Raw genomic sequence first — 19,221 nt, forward strand, 5'->3', positions numbered from 1 at the left:
CGATGGCGGCATCGGCCCGGGCGGGGCGTACGGCGGCACCGACCCGGGCGGGGCCGACGACGGCGGCAGACCGGCCGGCGGGCCCCACGGCGTCGGCCCGGAGACCGGAGCGCCGGACACGGTCGCGCCGTAGCCGGTCGCCGGTCCGGAACGCGGCGCGGCCGGGCGGTGCAGGAAGGCGCTCGCCGAGGGGAGCGTGAGCAGCGCGGCGACCACCAGGTAGCCGAGGATCTGCGCCACCGACAGCGCCGCGTTCAGCGGGATCCACCACGCGGGATAGGCGTCACCGACCAGCCCCAGCAGGTCGGCGGTGACCCGGTCGTCGGCGCCGAGCCGCAGCGGCGCGGCGCGCTGCCCGACCAGCACCGCCAGACCGCAGCACCCGCAGAGCAGGCCCAGCCCGGCCACCACCCAGGTGGCCACCCGCGCCCCTGGGCGGCCGGCGAGCAGGCCCAGCGCGAGCCCGAGCAGCAGCAGCGCGGCCAGCACGCCGAGCACGGCGGCCAGCACGGTCGAGCCGCGCAGCAGGCCGGCCACCCGGTCGATGTCGCCGCCGCCCGCGCCGGTGTCCGCCGCCGCGGCCCGGAACCGGTCCACCGTGCCGCCCGCGACGGCCAGGTTCGTCACCGCGTACGCCACGGCGCCGACCGCCATCAGCAGCAGCACCGCCGCCGCGGCGACGACCGTGCCCGGTCGGCGGGGAGCTACCCGATCGGGGTTGGACACGACAGATCCCTCCGGTAGGCGTCGGCTTGCAACCTACTCGGAGGGATCGTCGGCGTCGCTGAAATCCTGCCGTCAACTTCCGGGTGGCGGCTCCGGGTCGCGGCGCTCGCCCGGCTGACCGGTCGGCCCGGCCGGCGGCTGGCCACCGGGGGCCGTCGGGGGCGTGCCGCCGGTCGGCTGCTGGCCGGGGGTCGACGGGTAGGCCGGGTCGGTCGACTGGCCCGGGGTCGACGGGTACGCCGGGTAGGCGCCACCCGGCACCGGGGGCTCCCAGGCCGCCTTCGGCTTGCGGAAGAACTCGTTCGCCTTCGGCAGCGCCAGCAGGATCAGCGCGGCCAGCAGGGCGAGCAGCGCGACGATGCCGAGCAGCAGGCTGACCGGGCCGTACCAGGACGGCAGCGCGTCCTCCAGCCGACGCTGGATCTCCTGCCCGCTGGGCAGGTCGCCGCTGGAGTTGCCGCCACCGCCCATCGTGCCGCCGGAGACGCCGTTGAGCAGGCCACCGCCGGTGCAGCAGAGCAGGATGCCGCCGAGCACCCAGGTGGTGATCCGGGAGGCGTTCTTCCCCCGGTTGTTCAGCAGCGCGAGCACGACCAGGCCGGCCGCGAGCAGCAGCGTCAGGATCGACGAGCCGATGGTGAAGGCGTACGCGATGTCGCCAGCCGACTCGGCCGAGGTGCCCGCGTACGCGTCCTTGAGGACGTCGCGGATCGTGCCGATCACGGACAGCGTCACGATCAGGTTCAGCACCTGGATGACGGCGACGAGAATGAGCAGCCAGCTGGAAAGCGTCACCACACTGGGACGCGCGCGGGGCGTGGTGCCCGGAGCATCGACCATGATTCTCCCTCCCTCGATGAGATGACCACCGTAGCGATCTCACACCAGGTGGGCACGTCGGAAAGGCTCACCGGTCCGCGGCGCGCCGCAGCCGGCGGTGCTCGGCGGTGACCACGCCGAGCAGGGCCAGGTCGAGCGCGACCGTGAAGACGGCGCCGAACTGGTTGACGGTGAAGTTGAAGACCTGCCCGAACAGCAGGTCCACCAGGAGCGCCAGCTTGAACAACCGGAACGCCTCGGTGCGATTCCGCCGCAGCAGCCAGGCCGCCCACAGGCTCAGCACGGCGGTGACCAGAGCGGTGGCGCTCACGCCGAGCACCGCGCCCCACTCGCGTTCCTGGTCCAGTTCCCCGGTGACGCCGTCGACCAGCACCGCCACGACCGTCACCAGCGGCTCCACCACCAGGTAGACCACCACCGGCCAGACCAGCCAGCGCCGGCCGGCGGCCCAGGCGCCGAGCCGGCGGGCCCGCTCCGCCCCGCGCTGCCAGAAGCGCACCGGCGGCGGTTCCCGCCGGGGCACCACGTCCAGCAGCTGCGCCAGCGCCGCCTCGGTGGCCGGCCCGGTGCCCTGCACGAGGCGCAGCACGGCCGCCCGTCGCCGGTCGGTCAGCCCGCCGGGCAGCGCGCTGAGCACCACGTCCAGCGCGTTGGCGGTGCGTTCGGCCGGGGTCAGCCGGGACCGGCCGGTGCGCCCGCGTACCGCCTGGACGAGCAGGACGAGCAGGGCGAAGGCCACGTAGATGATGGCGGCGGCCGGGGCGTAGAAGTAGTCCGTGCGGGCGGTGACGAACTTGCCCACCTCGTCGATGAAGAGCCCGAACCCGATCCCGCCGACCACCGCCCCGGCGGTGCGGGATCCGTCGCCCAGGAAGACCAGCGGGATTCCCAGCCCCACGGCGAGCAGCAGACCACCCCAGAGGACGTGCGCGATGTGCAGCCCGCCGCCGCCGAGCTGCGGGTAGTCGGCGGCCTGGAGGTAGGCGCGGACGGCCAGCACGGTGACCACGCCGGAGAGCACGAACGCCTGGAGGTGGGAGGCGGCGCCGATCGCCCGGGGCGGCAGCCGGCGGACCAGCCAGCCGAGCCCCGGCGGGTGGTGGGACGGTCCGGGTGGCATGCCCCGAAACCTAGTAGCCGCGCCACTCCTCGCGGGCGTACTCCAGCACCCTGGGCTGCAACAACGTCGAGGCCGGCACGTCCACCCGGGCCCGGTCGGCGGGGAAGGTGGCCGCCGCGGCGAGCACCGGCGGGGTGAGGAAGCGCAGCGGCGGCGCGTCGGCCGGCAGCGCCAGCTCCGGCGCGGCGTCGCCCGGCGCGGCGAGCACGAAGCCCCAGTCGCCGAAGCTCGGCACGTCGACGTGGTACGGCGTGGTGGCGAAGCCCGCCTCCCGCACCGACCGCTCGATCGACCAGTACGACCGGGGCGCGAAGTAGGGCGAGCCGGACTGGACGACGAGCCGGCCGCCCGGAGCCAGCACCGGCCGGACGAGCGCGTAGAACTCGACCGTGTAGAGCTTCGCGGTGGCCGTCTCGTCCGGATCGGGCAGGTCGGCGATCACCACGTCGAAGCGTTCCGTGGCGGTACGCAGCCAGCCGAACGCGTCCAGGTTCAACACCCGGACCCGGGGATCGGTGAGCGACCGACGGTTCAGCTCGCGCAGCTGCGGCTCGCTGCGGGCCAGCGCGACGACGGCCGGGTCGAGGTCGACGAGCGTCACCGAACGCACGTCCGGATACTTCAGGATCTCCCGCGCGGCCAGCCCGTCGCCGGCGCCGAGCACCAGCACGTCCCCGTGCGGCCCGCGCATCGCCGGGTGCACCAGCGCCTCGTGGTAGCGGTACTCGTCCACGGAGCTGAACTGGAGGTCGCCGTTGAGGAACAGCCGCAGGTCGGTGTCGGTGTGGCCGACCTCCCGCACCGAGCGGGTCAGCACGATCTCCTGGTAGCGGCTGCGCTCGGCGTGCACCACCGGATCCCGGTAGAGCTGCTGGCGGGCGGTCACCTCGAAGTCGTGGGCGGTCACCCAGGCGTACCCGAGCAGGAGGCCGACCACGACGGCGCCGGCGCCGAGCACGACCCGCGCCCGGCGGCCGAGTTCGGCGCGGAACACCGTGAAGACCAGCGCGAGGCCGGCGACGGCGTTCACCGCGCCGACCACCAGCGCGCCCTTGAGCTGGCCGAAGACCGGCATCAGCAGGAACGGGAAGGCCAGCCCGCCGAGCAGCGCGCCGACGTAGTCGGCGGCGAACAGGTCGGCCACCGCGCTGCCCGCGGACTGCTCCCGGATGCGTTGCAGCATGACCATGAGCAGCGGGATCTCCGCGCCGATCAGCAGGCCGAGCACGAACGCGGTGCCGACCAGCGCCGGCCCGTAGAGGTCGAGCCAGGCGAACGCGGCGTAGAGGCCGAGCACGGAGAGGCCGCCGAGCAGCGCCAGGGTCAGCTCGATCGCCGCGAACGCGGCCGCCGCCCGGGACTGCAACGGCTTCGCCACCAGCGCGCCGACGCCCATCGCGAAGACCATCACGCCGAGCACGATCGACGCCTGGCCGACCGCGTCGCCGATCAGGTAACTGCCCAGCGCGACCAGGGCCAGCTCGTAGACCAGGCCGCAGGCCGCGCAGACGAAGACCGCGAGCAGGACCGCCGCGCGGGCCGGGCGCCACCGCGGCCGTGCGGGCGCGTCGACGGTCACGCCTTCTCCCGGGTACGCCCGGCGACGCCCGCCCCGGCGCGCTGCGCGGGCACCGGTCCCCGGAGCTGCCGTCGTCGCTGTCGCACGCCCACGGTGACGAAGAGCGCGGCGAGCAGGAACAGCCCAGCGGTGGCGAGCAGCCAGCCCCAGCGGTCCCGCCAGAAGTCGCTGCCGGCGTCCGGCAGCGGGGCGGCCGGGGTGGCCGGTTCGGCGGTGGGGGTGGCGGCCGGGTCGGCCAGCCCCCGCTCGGTGGCGAGCAGCGGCAGCATGGTCGCGGCCCGGGTGACGGCCCAGCCCGGGTCGTCGACGAACGCGTCCTCGTCCAGCCCGAAGCGGCCCAGCCCGGATTCGATCGCGGCCAGGTCGCTGAACTCGATGTCGTCCGACCCCTTCACCCGGATGCTGGCGGAGTCGTTCGACTCGCTGCTGGACGACGTGTAGATGACGTTGGCGTAGACCTCGATCCACCGGGCGCAGCCGGGCGCGTCCGCGACCGCCGTGCCGTCGCCGAGGTTCGAGCCGACGCTCACCGGGTCGTACGTGTCGACCAGCTGCCAGCCGTAGCAGATGCCCTGGCTGTCGGCGGCGGCCTGGAGAATGGGCACGGTGCCGGAGCGCTCGTCGGCGGCCGGGGCGGGCACGTCGGTGTCCGAGTCGCCGGTGATCGCGCCGATGACGCAGGCGCCGACCGTGATGCCGATGATCACCGTCCAGATCAGCGCCTGTCGGCGCTTGTTCTGCGTCGCGGTGGCCTTTCCGGCCATCAGCTGATCGCGGCGGCGATGATCGCGCCGGTGGCGACGTGCACGGTGGCGGAGATCCAGACCGCCGGGTGCGGCTCCGGGTCGACCAGCAGCTCGCCGAGCTTGCCGGGGGTGGCCACGTCGAGCAGCACGAAGGCCGCCGCCATGATGACCAGCCCGAGGATCCCGTACGCGGCGGAACCGGCCAGCCCGAGCGCGAAGTCGTCGTCGCTGGCCACGATCGCGGCGACCACCACGGTGCCGACACCGAGCAGGTTGGAGGCGAGCAGCACCGTGGCGTTGCGGTTGCGCTCGGTCCAGATCAGCTCGTGGAGCTTGCCGGGGGTGGCCAGGTCGACCAGCGCGTAGCCGATCGCCATGAGGACGACGCCGACCACGCCGTAGGCGAGGGTGACCAGCAGATCGGTGACGAGATGCTGCACAGGGACTCCAGGGTGAGGGGGTCGGACGGGCTACTTGCCGGCGCCGGGGCCGCCGCCCCGGACGGTGCTGCCCCGGCCCCAGCCCCAGCTGTTGCCGACGACGCGGTGGTACCGGGGGTAGGCGGTGGACATCTTCTCCAGCAGGATCACCGAGCCGACGGCGAGCGGGAGGATCACCACCGAGTCGTCGTCGTAGCGCAGGTAGACGCCGCTGCCGTCGACGTACTGGTCGGCCGGCTGCCAGGCGTCGGTGATCTCCTTCGACACCTGGCTGGGCGACTGCTTCGACGTGTAGGCGACCGCCTGGGCGCCGATGTCCCGGCCCGACGCGCGGGAGAAGTGGTCCTCCACGTAGCCGCGGGGCGAGAAGTTGCCGTAGAAGATCGTGAAGGCGGCGATGAGGGCGCCGACGACGGCGACCGCCACCCCGACCACGAACCACCGTCGGTACGTCACAGCTCTTCCACCACCGTCTCGGTCAGGACCAGCTCGTTGGTCTGGGGGTAGGCGTGCCACGTGCGCCAGGCCAGCGTGCCGCCGGGCGGGTCAGGGCGGACGGCGAGCGCGGTGACCGCGTCCTCGTCGCCGGGGAAGACGCCGACCAGCGCGTACGGGTCGTCGGCCAGCTCGGCGCGGAGCGCCGCGACCCGGGTGCGGAGGCCGTCGCCGACCGGGCGGAGCACCGTGGCGGTGAACCGGTAGCCGACGGTCTCGTCGTGCAGCGTGTCCGGCAGGTGCGGCGGGCGGCCGGGCAGGCAGGCGACCGTCTCGGTCAGCCCGCCCAGCACCACCTGGTGGGAGGCGCCGAGCAGACGCAGCCGCAGCCGCGCGCCGCCCGGCAGGTCGAGGTCGCGCACGGCCAGCGCCGGCAGCTCCGGGCCGCCGAGCGTCAGGCTGAGGTCGGCGGCGCGGCTGTCGACGTACGGGGTGTGCAGGGCGACGAGCACGCCTACTTCACCTGGTCCGGGCCGCCCTGCGGGTAGATCATCACCTCGGCCCGGCGCAGTTCCTCGCCGAGGTTCACCTCCCAGCCGGCCTCGCCGTACGCCTCGAACGACAGCCGGGCCCCGCCGGGCGCCTGGTAGTCGTGGTAGCGCATCGTGCCGTGCGGGTCGAGGCCGGTGCCCTCGGTCGCGGTGTAGCGCGCCTGGCCCGACTCGTCCCAGTTGTAGCGGCGGCCGGCGATCTCCAGCGTCGGGGCGCCCGGCGTCACCGTGGCGCCCGGCTCGCTGGTCCAGAGCACCATCTCCAGGTCCGGCTCCGCCTCGACGGAGAGCCAGCGCTTCACCCCGCCCGCGTCGTCGAGCAGGTGCTCCGCCCAGCTCCAGCCGCCCTCGACCAGGTGCACCGAGCCGCGCACGGTGTAGGGGACCTGCCGGATCTCGATGATGTCGCCGGGCTTGAGCGCGCGGGGGTCACCTCGCAGCGCGTCCGTGTCCCGGTCCCGGAACGGGTCCCCGGGCGTCGCCGTCTGCGGGCGGGCCGCCGAGCGGGACCGGCGCAGCGCGATCACGGCGATCACCACGCCGGCCACCCCGACCAGGCACCCCAGCGTCGTCACCAGGTACGCCACCGAACCGTTCACGAGCGCCTCCCCCCAACATGCATCGGCGGAGACGGTAACAACCCCGTGCACCCCCGGCGAAGTGCCGTTCGTTGAGTGTGCGGTCAGCTACTCTCGGCCGCCGGTCAGCCGCTCGGCGGCGTACTCACGCAGCGTCGCGCGGCCCATCACGCATCCGCTGAACGTGGTGAACTCCCCGTCGTCGTCGCGCAGCCGTTCCCAGGCCGCCCGCCCGGCCGGCGGGTCGACCGCCTCCAGCAACGTCGCCGCGTAGGCCCTTCCGGCGGGCGAGCCCTTCCGGAGCAGCCGGTCGATCTTCTTCCGGGCCGCCTCCGGGTGTTCGCGCAGCGCCTGCTCCGCCTGCCGGTACGCCTCGGTCGCGGGCAGGACCTGCCCCGCGAACCCGACCCCGCCGAAGGCCAGGGTGTCCGCGCCCTCGAGTTCCCGCTCCCACTTCCCGCTCATGCCCCACTATGTGCCCACCCCGCCCACCCCTCACCCCTCGCAGGTAAGGAAGGGACCCCTGTTAACGCCTCCGGTAGAGGAAGGGACCCTTGTTAACGCCCACGAGCCGCAGCACCAGCGGCACGCAGGCCGCCCCATCGATCAAGGAGTGGTGGAACGGCTCGGTCAGGTCAGCCGGGTCGCCTCGCCCAGCGGGCGCCAGGCGAGTACGGCGATCGCCGCCATCGCCCCCGCGGCGACCCAGAACGGTGTGGTGATCTGCCAGGTCCCGGCCAGCAGACCGCCGAGGAGCGCACCGAGCGCGGCCCCGCCCAGATCGAGCAGCGCGTACACGCTGCCGACCCGCCCGCGAAGGTGGGCCGGCACGATTCGCTGCCGGACCGACGCGGCGGTGATGCCCCAGACCATGGCGTGGACGCTGAAGATGATCAGGACCGCGGCGGCGATCCAGGACGTCGTCGTGACCGCCAGGGTCACGTGGGTGACGACCTCGACGACCAGGCCGCCACGCAGCACCGCCCCGGCACCGAAGGTCCGGGTGAGTCTGGTCGCCACCGTCGTGCCGAACAGGCCACCGACGGCGAACGAGGTCAGCAGGAAGCCGTATCCGACGTCGGACAGGCCCAGTCGCTGGCGGCAGTAGAGCACGAACACGGCGAACGCCGCGCCGAACGCGACGTTGCCCAGGCCCATGCTCACCGCGAGCGTCCGTACCAGGCGGCGCCGCCACAGCCAGCGCACGCCCTGGCCGATCTCGCCGCGCAGCGAGCCGCGCGGACGAGGCTCCTCCGGCACGGGTACGGGGGCCGGTCGGATACCGGCGACCAGAGCCGCCGCCACCACGAAGGTCAACGCGTCGACCCCGAACGGTACGGCGGCGGAGACGACGAACAGCCACGCGCCCAGCGGCTTGGCGACGAACTGATTGCCGACGGTGAACGTCGCGTACAGCCGGGCGTTGGCGGCGGGCAGTCTCTCCGGTGCTACCACCGCCGGAAGCAGGGCGCCCATCGCGGTGTCCGCGACGGTCTCACCTGCGCCGAGCAGGAACAGCACCGCGTAGACGACGGCCACGGTCACCGTGTCGGTGGCGACGCTGAGCGTCAGACCGGCCAGTGCCGCGGCGCGCAGCAGGTTGACGACCACGACCAGCCGCCGACGGTCGAGCCGGTCGACGTAGGCGCCGCTGACCAGGGCGAACAGCAGCCAGGGCAGTTGTTGGGCGAAGACGGCACCGGCGATCAGGGCCGGGTCGTCGCTGACCGAGGCCACCAGCAGTGGGCCGGCGGCTATGGTGACACCGTCACCGATGGTGGAGACCGCGGAGGCGGTCCACAGTCTGGTGAAGTCCGCGCCGAGACGCGCGGAAACAAGGGCACGCAAGAAGAGCTCCTCGAGCCAGGAAGGGAAACGGTCATGAGGGACCGCTTCGCGGCGAGGAGCACCACGCCGCCGGGACCCGGCGGCGAAGCGTCAGCGAGCGGTGTGCTCTCGCGGCGAAGCGGGGACCGTCAGCAGGCCGAGGCGCATCTGCGGCTCCTAACTGTCGATTGACGTTCCGGGCAGGATATTCGGCCGACGCCCGCGGCGCTGTCCGTCCCACCGGATGGCGAAGGCCCGGCCTGGACGGCCGGGCCTTCGCGGGGTGCTACGGGTCAGGCGGCGGTGACCGCCAGGGACTCCTTGGTGTCGGACAGGTCGACGCGGACCGTGTCGCCGTCGCGGATCTCGCCGGCCAGCAGCGCCTTGGCGAGCTGGTCGCCGATCGCCGACTGCACCAGCCGGCGCAGCGGGCGGGCGCCGTAGATCGGGTCGTACCCGTGCTCGGCCAGCCAGGTGCGGGCCGCGTCGGTGATCTCCAGGCCCAGCCGGCGGTCGGCCAGTCGGCGGCGCATCCGGTCGAGCTGGATGTCCACGATCGCCCGCAGGTCCCCGCCCTGGAGCGCGGCGAACACCACGATGTCGTCGAGGCGGTTGAGGAACTCCGGCTTGAAGTGCGACCGGACCACCGCGAGCACGCCCTCCCGACGCTCCTCCTCGCTCAGCGTCAGGTCGCTGATGACCGAGGAACCCAGGTTCGAGGTGAGGATGAGGATGGCGTTGCGGAAGTCCACGGTGCGGCCCTGACCGTCGGTGAGCCGACCGTCGTCGAGCACCTGGAGCAGCACGTCGAAGACGTCCGGGTGGGCCTTCTCCACCTCGTCCAGCAGGATCACCGAGTACGGCCGGCGGCGCACCGCCTCGGTGAGCTGGCCGCCCTCCTCGTAGCCGACGTAGCCGGGCGGGGCGCCGACCAGGCGGGCCACGGAGTGCTTCTCGCCGTACTCGCTCATGTCGATGCGGACCATGGCCCGCTCGTCGTCGAAGAGGAACTCGGCGAGCGCCTTGGCCAGCTCGGTCTTGCCGACGCCGGTCGGGCCGAGGAAGAGGAAGCTGCCGGTCGGACGGTCCGGGTCGGCGACGCCGGCCCGGGCGCGGCGGACCGCGTCGGAGACCGCGCCCACCGCCTCGGCCTGGCCCACCACGCGGCCCCGCAGCGACTCCTCCATCCGCAGCAGCTTGGCCGTCTCGCCCTCGAGCAGCCGGCCGGCGGGGATGCCGGTCCAGGAGGCGACCACGGCGGCGATGTCGTCCGCGCCGACCTCCTCCTTGAGCATCGCGCCGTCGGCCTGGAGCCGGGCCAGTTCCTCCTCGGCCTGCTTCAGCTCGGCACGCAGCGCGGGGATCCGGCCGTACCGCAGCTCGGCGGCGCGTTCCAGCTCGCCGTCGCGCTCGGCCCGCTCGGCCTCGCCGCCGAGGCGCTCCAACTCCTCCTTGGCGGTGGAGAGCTTGGTGATGTGGCTCTTCTCGGTCTGCCACCGCTCGGAGAGGGCGGTGAGCTGCTCGCGCTTGTCGGCCAGCTCCTTGCGCAGCCGCTCCAGCCGCTCCGCGGAGGCGGCGTCCGGCTCCTTGGCCAGCGCCATCTCCTCGATCTCCAGCCGGCGTACCGCGCGCTCGATCTCGTCCACCTCGACCGGGCGCGAGTCGATCTCCATGCGCAGCCGGGACGCGGACTCGTCGACCAGGTCGATCGCCTTGTCCGGCAGGAACCGGTCGGTGATGTAGCGGTCGGACAGGGACGCGGCGGCGACCAGCGCGGCGTCGGTGATGCGTACGCCGTGGTGCACCTCGTAGCGCTCCTTGAGCCCGCGCAGGATGCCGATGGTGTCCTCGATGGTCGGCTCACCGACCAGCACCGGCTGGAAGCGGCGCTCCAGCGCCGGGTCCTTCTCGATGTGCTCGCGGTATTCGTCCAGCGTGGTCGCGCCGACCATCCGCAGCTCGCCCCGGGCCAGCATCGGCTTGAGCATGTTGCCGGCGTCCATCGAGCCCTCGCCCTTGCCGGCGCCGACCACGGTGTGCAGCTCGTCGAGGAACGTGATGACCTGGCCGTCGGAGTTCTTGATCTCCTCCAGCACGGACTTCAGCCGCTCCTCGAACTGCCCGCGGTAGGACGCGCCGGCCACCATCGCGCCGAGGTCGAGCGAGACCAGCTTCTTGTCCCGCAGCGACTCCGGCACGTCGCCGGCCACGATCCGCTGGGCCAGGCCCTCCACGATCGCGGTCTTGCCGACACCCGGCTCACCGATCAGCACCGGGTTGTTCTTGGTGCGGCGGGACAGCACCTGGATCACCCGGCGGATCTCCGAGTCCCGGCCGATCACCGGGTCGATCTTGCCGTCGCGGGCGCTGGCGGTGAGGTCGACGCCGTACTTCGCCAGGGCCTGGTAGGTCTGCTCCGGGTCGGCGGTGGTGACCCGGCGGTCCCCGCCCCGGACGGTGGGGAACGCGGCGACCAGGTTCTCCTCGGTGGCGCCGGCGTTCTTCAGGGCCACCGAGACCGCGCCGCCGACCCGGGCCAGCCCGGCCAGCAGGTGCTCGGTGGAGGTGTATTCGTCGCCCAGCGGCCGCGCGATCTGCTCGGCGGCGCCGATGGCGTTGACGAACTCGCGGGCCAGCGTGGGCTCGGCGATGCTGGACCCGCGTGCGGCCGGCAGCGCGTCGACCGAACGCTGGGCGACCCGGCGCAGCTCGGCGGGGTCGGCCCCGACGGCGCGCAGCAGGCCCGCCGCGGTCGAACCGTCGGTGTCCAGCAGTGACAGCAGCAGGTGCCAGGGCTCCACGGTGGCGTGGCCGCGCTGGTTCGCCAGCGCGACGGCACCGGTGATGCTCTCGCGGCTCTTGGTGGTGAGGCGTTCCGTGTTCATGGGCTCCCCCGGATCGGCGTGTCCACTGGGAACGACACAACCAGACTTGAGTCTATTCCGCTCAACTCCAGCGGTGTGACCCGAGTCACTACTTCGATCGCCACCGCCAGTCGAACTCCCCCGCCGCCGGCGGCGGCCCGGGCAGCGGCGGCCCGGGCACGGCCAGGCCGGCCAGCAGCACCGCGAGGTGCCGGCGGCGTAGCTGCCGGGTCCGGTCGAGATCGGGTACGCGAATCGCGGCGCACCCCTCCAGCAGCAGCCCGACGTCCTGCGTCACCACGTCCGGTCGGAGCCGCCCGGCGTCCCGCGCCCGCCCGACCAGCCCGTCGACCAGCTCGTTCGCGCGCACCGCGGCCCGGCCCATCTCCTCGGTCGGCGTGAAGGTGCCGGCGAGGTGCACGGTGAGGGAGTGCACGTCGGCGTCGACGACGCGCTCCAGGAAGCCGGCGAACGCGGCCCAGTCGTCCGGCTCGGCGGCGGCCTCCTCGGCCGCCGCGACGAACCGGAGCAAACCGTCGTGGCAGAGCGTGCGCAGCAGGTCCTCCTTGCCGGCGTACCGGCGGTAGAGGGCACTGATGCCGACGCCGGCCCGCTCGGCGACGGCGGCGATCGGCGCCTTCGGGTCGTCCAGGAAGACGCTGCGTGCCGCCGCCAGGATCGCGGCGTCGTTGCGGGCCGCCTGCGCGCGCCGACCGGCCAGCGGGAGGTCGTCGGTCGGGTTCGACATGGGTCGACGATAACAGTGGAACGGATCGTTCCGCTCTGCTACCTTAGAGCGGAACGAAACATTCCGTTCCGAGGGAGAAGTCATGTCGGCCACCGCTCTCCGTCCCTACCGCGTCGAGATCCCGCAGACCGCCCTGGACGACCTCACCGACCGGCTGCGGCGCACCATCTGGCCGGGCGAGCTGCCCGACGCCGGCACGGCGTACGGCATGCCGACCGCGCGGGTCCGCGAGCTGGCGACCTACTGGCTGGAGACGTTCGACTGGCGGGCGGTCGAGGCCCGACTGAACGCGCACCCGCAGTTCGTCACCGAGATCGACGGCGAGGAGATCCACTTCCTGCACGTCCGGTCGTCCCGGCCGGACGCCACCCCGCTGGTGCTCACCCACGGCTGGCCCGGTTCCGTGGTCGAGTACCTGGACGTGATCGCCCCACTGACCGAGCCGGCCGACCCGGCCGCGCCCGCGTTCCACCTGGTGATCCCGTCGCTGCCCGGATTCGGCTTCTCCGGCCCGACCCGCAGCTCCGGCTGGAACCGCTACCGCACCGCCCGGGCCTGGGCCGAGCTGATGGCCCGCCTCGGCTACGACAGGTACGGCGCGGTCGGCAACGACGCCGGCTCGATGATCTCGCCCGAACTCGGCCGCCTCGACCCGGACCACGTGCTCGGCGTGCACGTCACCCAGCTCTTCTCGTTCCCGTCCGGCGACCCGGCCGAGTTCGACGGGCTCTCCGACGCCGACCAGGCGGCGCTGCGCCACCTCCAGTGGTTCTACGAGAACAAGTTCTCCTTCAACCAGGTGCACAGCCAGCAGCCGCAGACGCTGGCGTTCGCGCTGGCCGACTCGCCGGTCGGCCTGCTCGCCTGGAACGGGCAGCTCCTCGACGAGAACCTCGACCCGGACTTCGTCCTGGCCAACGTCGCGGTCTACTGGTTCACCGGCACCGCCGCCTCGTCGATGCGCTTCTACTGGGAGGACGCGCACGCCGGCGAGCAGCCGACCGGGCCGACGACGGCGCCGACCGCGGTGGCGATGTTCCCCGGGGACTTCCAGTCGATCCGCCGGTTCGCCGACCGGGACCACGCCGGCATCGTCAGCTGGCACGCCTTCAACGCGGGACCCGAGCGGGGCGGGGACGTCGGCGGGCACTACGCCGCACACCAGGCCACCGACGTGCTGGTCGGCGACATTCGGCAGTTCTTCGCCGGGCTCCGCTGAGCGGACCCGATGTGCGGATGCACCCGGTCGTCAGGGACTGCGGCGGCCGGGCAGACGCGCGGTGCAGGGCGTCACATGGTCGGCGCGCAACACACAGCGCCGGCCGCCGTCGAGCTTGCGGTCGCAGAACACCCAGTGGCGTACGCACTGGTCGTCCTCGGCCGAGACGGTGATCCCGCCCAACTCGACCACCGCGAGGAACCCCAGCGCCCGGCCGGCGGTGCGCCCGAGGATCTTCGCCCGCGCCAGGTCCGCCGCCCGCACCGGCAAATGGATCACGTACCGCCCCGTCACGGCCGACCGGCCAGGTCGCGCATCGTGGGCGCCTGCCGGGACTGCCACTCCCGCAACGCGCCCTTGATCCGGGCCGTCTCGTCCCGACTGCGGGCCACCTCGGCGTACGCGGCGGCGAGATCCCCGGCGACGCGGTCGAGGAACGCGGCGACCTCGGCCGGGTCCAGCCCTCGGCGGCGCGTCCGGAAGCTGCGGCCCCGCACCTGCCAGGGTCGCAGCGGGAGGTACGACGTGGAGCGGTAGGCGCCGGGCGGCGCGACGTTGGACGGGCCGACGTCCCGCCGCCGGGGCCGGATTCGCAAGAGGTTGCGCACGACGCTTGTCCCTTCTCGCTGGGCGGGGGTCGGGACGAGCCTCGGGGACGCCCGTCCCGACCCGGGGGAAGCGCTCCAAGTGCCACCCGGGAGCGTTCACGAGCAACCTACAATTGGTACCAGTTGTAGGTCAACGATCGACCCACGATTGCTTGAGGTCGGAGGCGGAGACGTGATCGAATGGGCGTGCCACCCGGGGAGTGTGTATGCCCAAGCAGCAGTACCAGATGCTCGCAGACGAACTGAAGAGCAAGATCGATTCGGGAGAGTGGCCGCCCGGCCACAAGCTGCCGAGTCGCGCTCAACTGTGCAAGGAGTACGGCGTCTCCGACACGGTGGTCGGTAAGGCGATGATGATCCTTCGAGCGACCGGCCTCACCGAGACGCTCGAAGGCGTCGGCGTGTTCGTCGCCGAGTCCAAGTAGGCGAGCCGGCCGACGCGGCCAGCCAACCAGCACATGCCCCGGCAGGGGTAGCCTCGCCTGCGTGCGAGTACGTGTCGAACAGACCGCCTTACCCGGAATCGGCGTACGTCATGACCTCATGACGGAATCCGGCCGCCGGCTCGGCGTGGTCTCCCACCGCAATGGCCGCCGCGACCTGGTCCTCTACGACCCGGACGATCCCGACTCCTGCCAGCACGACATACCGCTGACCGACGACGAGGCCGAGGCGTTGGCCGACATCCTCGGCGCGTCGCTGATGCTGGGCCAGCTCTCCGGGCTGCGCGAGCAGGCCGCCGGGCTGCTGACCGAGCAGATCGTGATGCCGGCCGGCTCGAAGTACGTCAACCGGCGGCTGGGCGACACCAAGGCACGCACCCGGACCAGCGCCTCCATCGTGGCGGTGCTGCGTCAGGGCGAGGTGAACGTCTCGCCCGACCCCACCTTCCGGTTCGAAGCCGGCGACGTGATCGTCGTGGTCGGAACCCGTCAGGGTCTCGACGGCGTCACCGCGATCCTCGCCGAGACCGACCCGGACGGCTGACGCGTATGCACGAAACCCAAATCCTGCTCGTCGAGGTCGGCGCGCTGCTGCTCCTGCTCGGCCTGCTCGGCCGGCTCAGCCGTCGCGTCGGCGTCTCACCCATCCCGCTCTACCTGCTCGCCGGCCTCGCCTTCGGGCACGGCGGGCTGCTGCCGCTCAACGCCAGCGAGGAGTTCTTCGCCGTCGGCGCCGAGATCGGCGTGATCCTGCTGCTGGTCATGCTCGGCCTGGAATACAGCGCGAACGAGCTGGTGGGCAACCTCCGCTCGGCCGCGCCGGCCGGGCTCATCGACGCGGTGTTCAACGCGCTGCCCGGTTTCGCCTTCGCGCTGCTGCTGGGCTGGGGTTGGGTCGCCGCCGTGGTGCTCGCCGGCGTCACCTGGGTGTCGTCCTCCGGGGTCATCGCCAAGGTGCTCGGCGACCTGGGCCGGGTCGGTAACCGGGAGACTCCGGTGATCCTCTCCGTCCTGGTGATCGAGGACCTGGCCATGGCCCTCTACCTGCCGCTGGTCACCGCGCTGCTCGCCGGGGTCGGCCTGGTGAAGGGCGGCATCGCGCTCGCCGTCGCGGTGTTCACCGTGGTCGTCGTGCTGGCCGTGGCGATCCGGTACGGGCACCTGATCTCCGCCGCGCTCTCCGCCAAGGATCCGGAGGCCCTGCTGCTCGGGGTGCTCGGCCTGACCCTGCTGGTCGCCGGCATCGCGGCCAAGCTCCAGGTCTCCGCCGCGGTCGGCGCGTTCCTGGTCGGCATCGCGTTGTCCGGCCCGGTGGCCCACCACGCCACCGAGCTGCTCTCGCCGCTGCGGGACCTCTTCGCCGCGGTCTTCTTCGTGTTCTTCGGGCTGGTCACCAACCCGCTGGACATGCCGCCGGTGCTGCTGCCCGCGCTGCTGCTGGCCGTGGTCACCATGGCGACGAAGGTGGCCACCGGCTACCTGGCCGCCCGGCGGGCCGGGATCGCCGAGCCCGGTCGCTGGCGGGCCGGGCTGGCGCTCACCCCGCGCGGCGAGTTCTCCATCGTCATCGCCGGGCTGGCCGTCGCCGCCGTCTACCCGGTGGAGCCCAAGCTGGCCGCGCTCGCCACGGCGTACGTGCTGATCACGGTGGTGACCGGGCCGCTGCTCGCCCGACTGCCGGACATGCCCTGGTTCAAGCAGTGGCTGCGCCGCCGCGCCGCCGCCGGCCGGCCGCCCGCTCCGGTAAGGGTGGGCGACTGACCTCGGCCGGGTCGGATCGGCCGCACGGCGGATCCGGCCCGGCCAACGGTTGTCAAATTGATTCCGGGAAGGTCTACCACTGCTCCGCCCAACCGCGTTAACGTGTCGCCCCAGCAGCCAGGGTCCGCGGGTGGCCGGTGCCCCCGCCAGCGCAAGCGGAAGGTCGGCCGGTGAGCGTGCAGGAAGAGACGTTTCACGGCTTCGCCAACCCGGTCGACCCCTCGCCCGCCGAGCTGCGGGCCTGGGCCTACCAGCCCGACTCGGTGCCGCTGAGTTCGATGCCGCCGGACTGGGACCTCCTGGTCGCCGGTGACCACCTGGTGCAGACCCTGTTCGACCTGGCCATGGACCGCTCCTGCCCGGCCCGCCGGTTCGCGCTGCACTGCCTCTACATCTACGCCGCCGACGGCATCCGGACGAACTTCCGGGCCCACCCGAAGCGCCGCTTCCGGAAGCTGGTGGAGCAGGCCGAGCGGGCCGGCGACGACCTGATGCGCAACTGGGCGCACAACAGCCGGGTCCTGCTCGCCCGCCCGGATCTCTTCGTCTACCGCGACTGGTGCGAGGGCGGCCTGGTCCGGGAGAACCGCCGCCTCTGACGGCGAACGGGCCGGGACCCCCCGTGGGTCCCGGCCCGCACGTCGACGGATCGTCAGGTCGACCCGCCCTGCTTCCTGCGCCGCTCGTCGTCCCTCGCCCGGTCCACGCCGTGGTCCGTCTGGTCGGCGAAGCGCCCTTCCTTGACCTTGTCGCTGAAACGACCCTCGGTGACCCGGTCGAATCGCTCCCGGACGTTCTCGGCCACCTTCTCCAGCCGTTCCTCCGCCCGCTCCGCCACCTTCTTCGCCGGTTCCGCCATGGCTCCCCCCGCCAGCCCGGAGTGCGATTTAGGGGCTTTTGCCCTGCTGAGAAGCGTAGTGGACCGCGCCCCTGTCGCACCGCGCTTTCCCCAACCCCGCCGGAGGTCGGCGCGGGAACGGCGAAGGCCGGCGCGCGCCCCGGGCGGGGGCGGCGCCGGCCCTCGTGCGGTCAGCGGTCGGGGGTGCGGCGGGGTCGCCAGACGACGAGCGCGGTCGAGGTGCGGTTGGTGGGCACCAGGTCGCCACGGGGAAAGCCACCGAGCGACTCCAGTTCGGCGATCCGCCGGTACGCGGCGTCCAACTCCGCCTCCAGCCGGGCCACCCTCCGTTGCGCCTCCTCCAGCAGGCGCTCCAGCCCGATGATCCGCTTGACCCCGGCCAGGTTGATCCCGTCGTCCTGGCTGAGCCGCTGCACCTCGCGCAGCAGCACCACGTCCCGGACGCTGTAGCGGCGACCGCCACCGGCCGCCCGGCCCGGCTGGACCAGCCCCAACCGGTCGTACTGGCGCAGCGTCTGGGGGTGCATGCCCGCCATCCGCGCGGCCACCGAAATCATCAGGACCTTGGCCTCGTAGGCCGGGTCACCCGCGCCGACGTACTCCTCCGACATGCCCGCTCACCTCCGCTGCCGCCGTCAACCGAACCGACGTACCCGCGCGTCCAGATGTTCCCGCGCGGCGGGCGGGGTCTGCTCCGCGAAGGTCTCCAAGGCCGCCCGCGCCTCGTCCGACACCTTCGCCGGGACCACCACGTCGAGCGTGACCAGCAGGTCACCGGCGCGGCCGTCCTTGCGTACGACGCCCTTGCCACGGGCGCGCAGCACCCGTCCGCTGGGCGTACCCGGCGGCACCCGCAGGGTCACCGTGCCGTCCAGGGTCGGCACCCGCAGATCGGTGCCGAACACCGCCTCGGCGTACGTGATCGGGACGTTCAGGGTGAGATCGTCCCCGGTACGCCCGAACAGCTCGTCCGGGCGGACTTTGACGTGCACGAACAGGTCGCCCGCCGGACCGCCCCGCTCACCCGGCTCGCCCCGGCCGGCCAGCCGGATCCGCTGCCCGTCGGCCACCCCGGCCGGGAAGCGCACGTTCAGCGTGCGGGTCTTGGTGACCCCGCCGGTGCCGTGGCACTCCGGGCACTTCTCCTCGACGATCGTGCCCACGCCCTGGCAGTTGCGGCACGGCTCGGAGAAGCTGAACGACCCCTGGTTGCGGGTGGTCACGCCGGCGCCGTGGCAGACCGGGCACGCCACCGGCTGGGTGCCGGGCTTCGCGCCGTTGCCGTGACACGTGTCGCAGACGCCCGGCGCGCGCAACGTCAGCGGCAGGGTGACGCCGCGGACCGCGTCGGAGAAGTCCAGCGCCACCTCGGCCTCGACGTCCCGACCCCGGGCCGGACCGCGCGGACGCGCCGCACCGCCGCCACCGCCGCCGCCGGAGAAGATCGTGCTGAACAGGTCGGTGAAGCCACCGCCGCCGAAGCGGGTGTCGCCGCCGCCGCCACCGCCGAACAGGTCGGAGACGTCGAACGGCGCGCCGCCCGGCTGGCCCGCACCGCGGGCGTTGCGCCGGAAGGCGCCCGAGCCGAACAGCGACCGCATCTCGTCGTACTCGCGCCGCTTCTTCTCGTCGCCGAGCACCGCGTACGCCTCGGAGACGGTCTTGAACCGCTCCTCGGCCCTGGGGTCACCGGGGTTGTGGTCCGGGTGCGACTCCCGGGCCAACTTCCGGTACGACTTCTTGATCTCGTCCGAGGAGGCGGACTTGTCCACGCCCAACGCGGCGTAGTAGTCCTTCTCGATCCAGTCCTTGGAACTCACCGGTCCACCCCCTTCCACGGGTCCGATCCCGGTCGTCCCGCCCGCCCGACAGGGGCG

Annotated in this window: 22 protein-coding genes and 1 pseudogene; 5 read left to right on the forward strand and 18 right to left on the reverse strand. The window is 73.0% G+C overall.

Going from position 1 to position 19,221, the window contains the following annotated elements; translation table 11 throughout:
• Positions 1 to 141 precede the first annotated feature (141 nt).
• From CO540_RS19030 to CO540_RS19090, 13 genes and pseudogenes are all read right to left on the reverse strand, one after another.
• Positions 142 to 726, reverse strand: a pseudogene (locus tag CO540_RS19030) (hypothetical protein); the annotation flags it as partial.
• 72 nt (positions 727 to 798) lie between these two features.
• On the reverse strand, positions 799 to 1,566 hold the full coding sequence (locus tag CO540_RS19035; protein WP_099163089.1) for a hypothetical protein: 768 nt from the start codon (positions 1,564 to 1,566) through the stop codon (positions 799 to 801).
• Between the two features lie 67 nt (positions 1,567 to 1,633).
• A complete protein-coding gene (locus CO540_RS19040) occupies positions 1,634 to 2,632 on the reverse strand; it encodes a hypothetical protein (RefSeq protein WP_172968042.1) in 999 nt (332 codons plus the stop codon).
• Positions 2,633 to 2,696: 64 nt separating this feature from the next.
• Positions 2,697 to 4,265, reverse strand: coding sequence for a polyamine aminopropyltransferase (locus CO540_RS19045; protein ID WP_099163091.1), 1,569 nt, complete (start codon positions 4,263 to 4,265; stop codon positions 2,697 to 2,699).
• Positions 4,262 to 5,029, reverse strand: a complete 768-nt coding sequence (locus tag CO540_RS19050; RefSeq protein WP_099163092.1) for a hypothetical protein — start codon at positions 5,027 to 5,029, stop codon at positions 4,262 to 4,264. Before CO540_RS19050 ends, CO540_RS19045 begins: the two co-directional genes overlap by 4 nt.
• Positions 5,029 to 5,451, reverse strand: a complete 423-nt coding sequence (locus CO540_RS19055; protein WP_091565872.1) for a DUF350 domain-containing protein — start codon at positions 5,449 to 5,451, stop codon at positions 5,029 to 5,031. Before CO540_RS19055 ends, CO540_RS19050 begins: the two co-directional genes overlap by 1 nt.
• Before the next feature lie 30 nt (positions 5,452 to 5,481).
• On the reverse strand, positions 5,482 to 5,907 hold the full coding sequence (locus CO540_RS19060; RefSeq protein WP_091565875.1) for a DUF4247 domain-containing protein: 426 nt from the start codon (positions 5,905 to 5,907) through the stop codon (positions 5,482 to 5,484).
• Positions 5,904 to 6,398, reverse strand: a complete 495-nt coding sequence (locus tag CO540_RS19065) for a DUF2617 family protein (protein ID WP_099163093.1) — start codon at positions 6,396 to 6,398, stop codon at positions 5,904 to 5,906. Before CO540_RS19065 ends, CO540_RS19060 begins: the two co-directional genes overlap by 4 nt.
• Before the next feature lie 2 nt (positions 6,399 to 6,400).
• A complete protein-coding gene (locus CO540_RS19070; protein ID WP_099163094.1) occupies positions 6,401 to 7,036 on the reverse strand; it encodes a DUF4178 domain-containing protein in 636 nt (211 codons plus the stop codon).
• An 87-nt stretch (positions 7,037 to 7,123) separates the two neighbouring features.
• A complete protein-coding gene (locus tag CO540_RS19075; protein ID WP_099163095.1) occupies positions 7,124 to 7,480 on the reverse strand; it encodes a hypothetical protein in 357 nt (118 codons plus the stop codon).
• A gap of 165 nt (positions 7,481 to 7,645) precedes the next feature.
• Positions 7,646 to 8,863 (reverse strand): MFS transporter, encoded by a 1,218-nt coding sequence (locus tag CO540_RS19080; protein WP_099163096.1) that lies wholly within the window; start codon positions 8,861 to 8,863, stop codon positions 7,646 to 7,648.
• 272 nt (positions 8,864 to 9,135) lie between these two features.
• Positions 9,136 to 11,727, reverse strand: coding sequence for an ATP-dependent chaperone ClpB (gene clpB, locus CO540_RS19085; protein WP_099163097.1), 2,592 nt, complete (start codon positions 11,725 to 11,727; stop codon positions 9,136 to 9,138).
• Between the two features lie 88 nt (positions 11,728 to 11,815).
• Positions 11,816 to 12,454 carry a TetR/AcrR family transcriptional regulator gene (locus tag CO540_RS19090; protein ID WP_099163098.1) on the reverse strand — a complete coding sequence of 213 codons (639 nt, stop codon included), beginning with the start codon at positions 12,452 to 12,454 and terminating at the stop codon, positions 11,816 to 11,818.
• Positions 12,455 to 12,536: 82 nt separating this feature from the next.
• On the opposite strand from CO540_RS19090, the gene CO540_RS19095 reads away from it, so the two are divergent.
• Positions 12,537 to 13,673: an epoxide hydrolase family protein gene (locus CO540_RS19095; RefSeq protein ID WP_099163099.1), complete on the forward strand. Its 1,137-nt coding sequence runs from the start codon at positions 12,537 to 12,539 to the stop codon at positions 13,671 to 13,673.
• A 30-nt stretch (positions 13,674 to 13,703) separates the two neighbouring features.
• Here CO540_RS19095 and CO540_RS19100 read toward each other — a convergent pair whose 3' ends face one another.
• A complete protein-coding gene (locus CO540_RS19100; protein WP_099163100.1) occupies positions 13,704 to 13,967 on the reverse strand; it encodes a hypothetical protein in 264 nt (87 codons plus the stop codon).
• A complete protein-coding gene (locus tag CO540_RS19105) occupies positions 13,964 to 14,281 on the reverse strand; it encodes a DivIVA domain-containing protein (RefSeq protein WP_099163101.1) in 318 nt (105 codons plus the stop codon). The genes CO540_RS19100 and CO540_RS19105 overlap by 4 nt, the downstream gene beginning before the upstream one ends.
• Positions 14,282 to 14,487: 206 nt before the next feature.
• Here CO540_RS19105 and CO540_RS19110 point away from each other — a divergent pair, with 206 nt between their 5' ends.
• The 4 genes from CO540_RS19110 to CO540_RS19125 all read left to right on the forward strand — a co-directional run bounded on the left by CO540_RS19110 (position 14,488) and on the right by CO540_RS19125 (position 17,084).
• The gene (locus tag CO540_RS19110) at positions 14,488 to 14,706 is read left to right on the forward strand and encodes a winged helix-turn-helix domain-containing protein (protein ID WP_099163102.1); all 219 of its coding nucleotides are present in this window, start codon (positions 14,488 to 14,490) and stop codon (positions 14,704 to 14,706) included.
• A 61-nt stretch (positions 14,707 to 14,767) separates the two neighbouring features.
• Positions 14,768 to 15,268, forward strand: coding sequence for a cation:proton antiporter regulatory subunit (locus CO540_RS19115; protein ID WP_091565906.1), 501 nt, complete (start codon positions 14,768 to 14,770; stop codon positions 15,266 to 15,268).
• 5 nt (positions 15,269 to 15,273) lie between these two features.
• A complete protein-coding gene (locus CO540_RS19120; protein WP_099163103.1) occupies positions 15,274 to 16,485 on the forward strand; it encodes a cation:proton antiporter in 1,212 nt (403 codons plus the stop codon).
• Between the two features lie 170 nt (positions 16,486 to 16,655).
• A complete protein-coding gene (locus tag CO540_RS19125; RefSeq protein WP_091565913.1) occupies positions 16,656 to 17,084 on the forward strand; it encodes a hypothetical protein in 429 nt (142 codons plus the stop codon).
• Between the two features lie 53 nt (positions 17,085 to 17,137).
• Here the strand turns inward: CO540_RS19125 and CO540_RS19130 are convergent, their stop codons facing one another.
• From CO540_RS19130 to dnaJ, 3 genes are all read right to left on the reverse strand, one after another.
• On the reverse strand, positions 17,138 to 17,344 hold the full coding sequence (locus CO540_RS19130) for a hypothetical protein (protein ID WP_091565916.1): 207 nt from the start codon (positions 17,342 to 17,344) through the stop codon (positions 17,138 to 17,140).
• A gap of 170 nt (positions 17,345 to 17,514) precedes the next feature.
• Positions 17,515 to 17,955, reverse strand: coding sequence for a heat shock protein transcriptional repressor HspR (locus CO540_RS19135; RefSeq protein ID WP_091565919.1), 441 nt, complete (start codon positions 17,953 to 17,955; stop codon positions 17,515 to 17,517).
• Positions 17,956 to 17,979: 24 nt separating this feature from the next.
• The gene (dnaJ, locus tag CO540_RS19140) at positions 17,980 to 19,164 is read right to left on the reverse strand and encodes a molecular chaperone DnaJ (protein WP_099163104.1); all 1,185 of its coding nucleotides are present in this window, start codon (positions 19,162 to 19,164) and stop codon (positions 17,980 to 17,982) included.
• Positions 19,165 to 19,221: the final 57 nt, after the last annotated feature.

The sequence above is a fragment of the Micromonospora sp. WMMA2032 genome, assembly GCF_002688545.1.
Lineage (GTDB): Bacteria > Actinomycetota > Actinomycetes > Mycobacteriales > Micromonosporaceae > Micromonospora > Micromonospora sediminicola.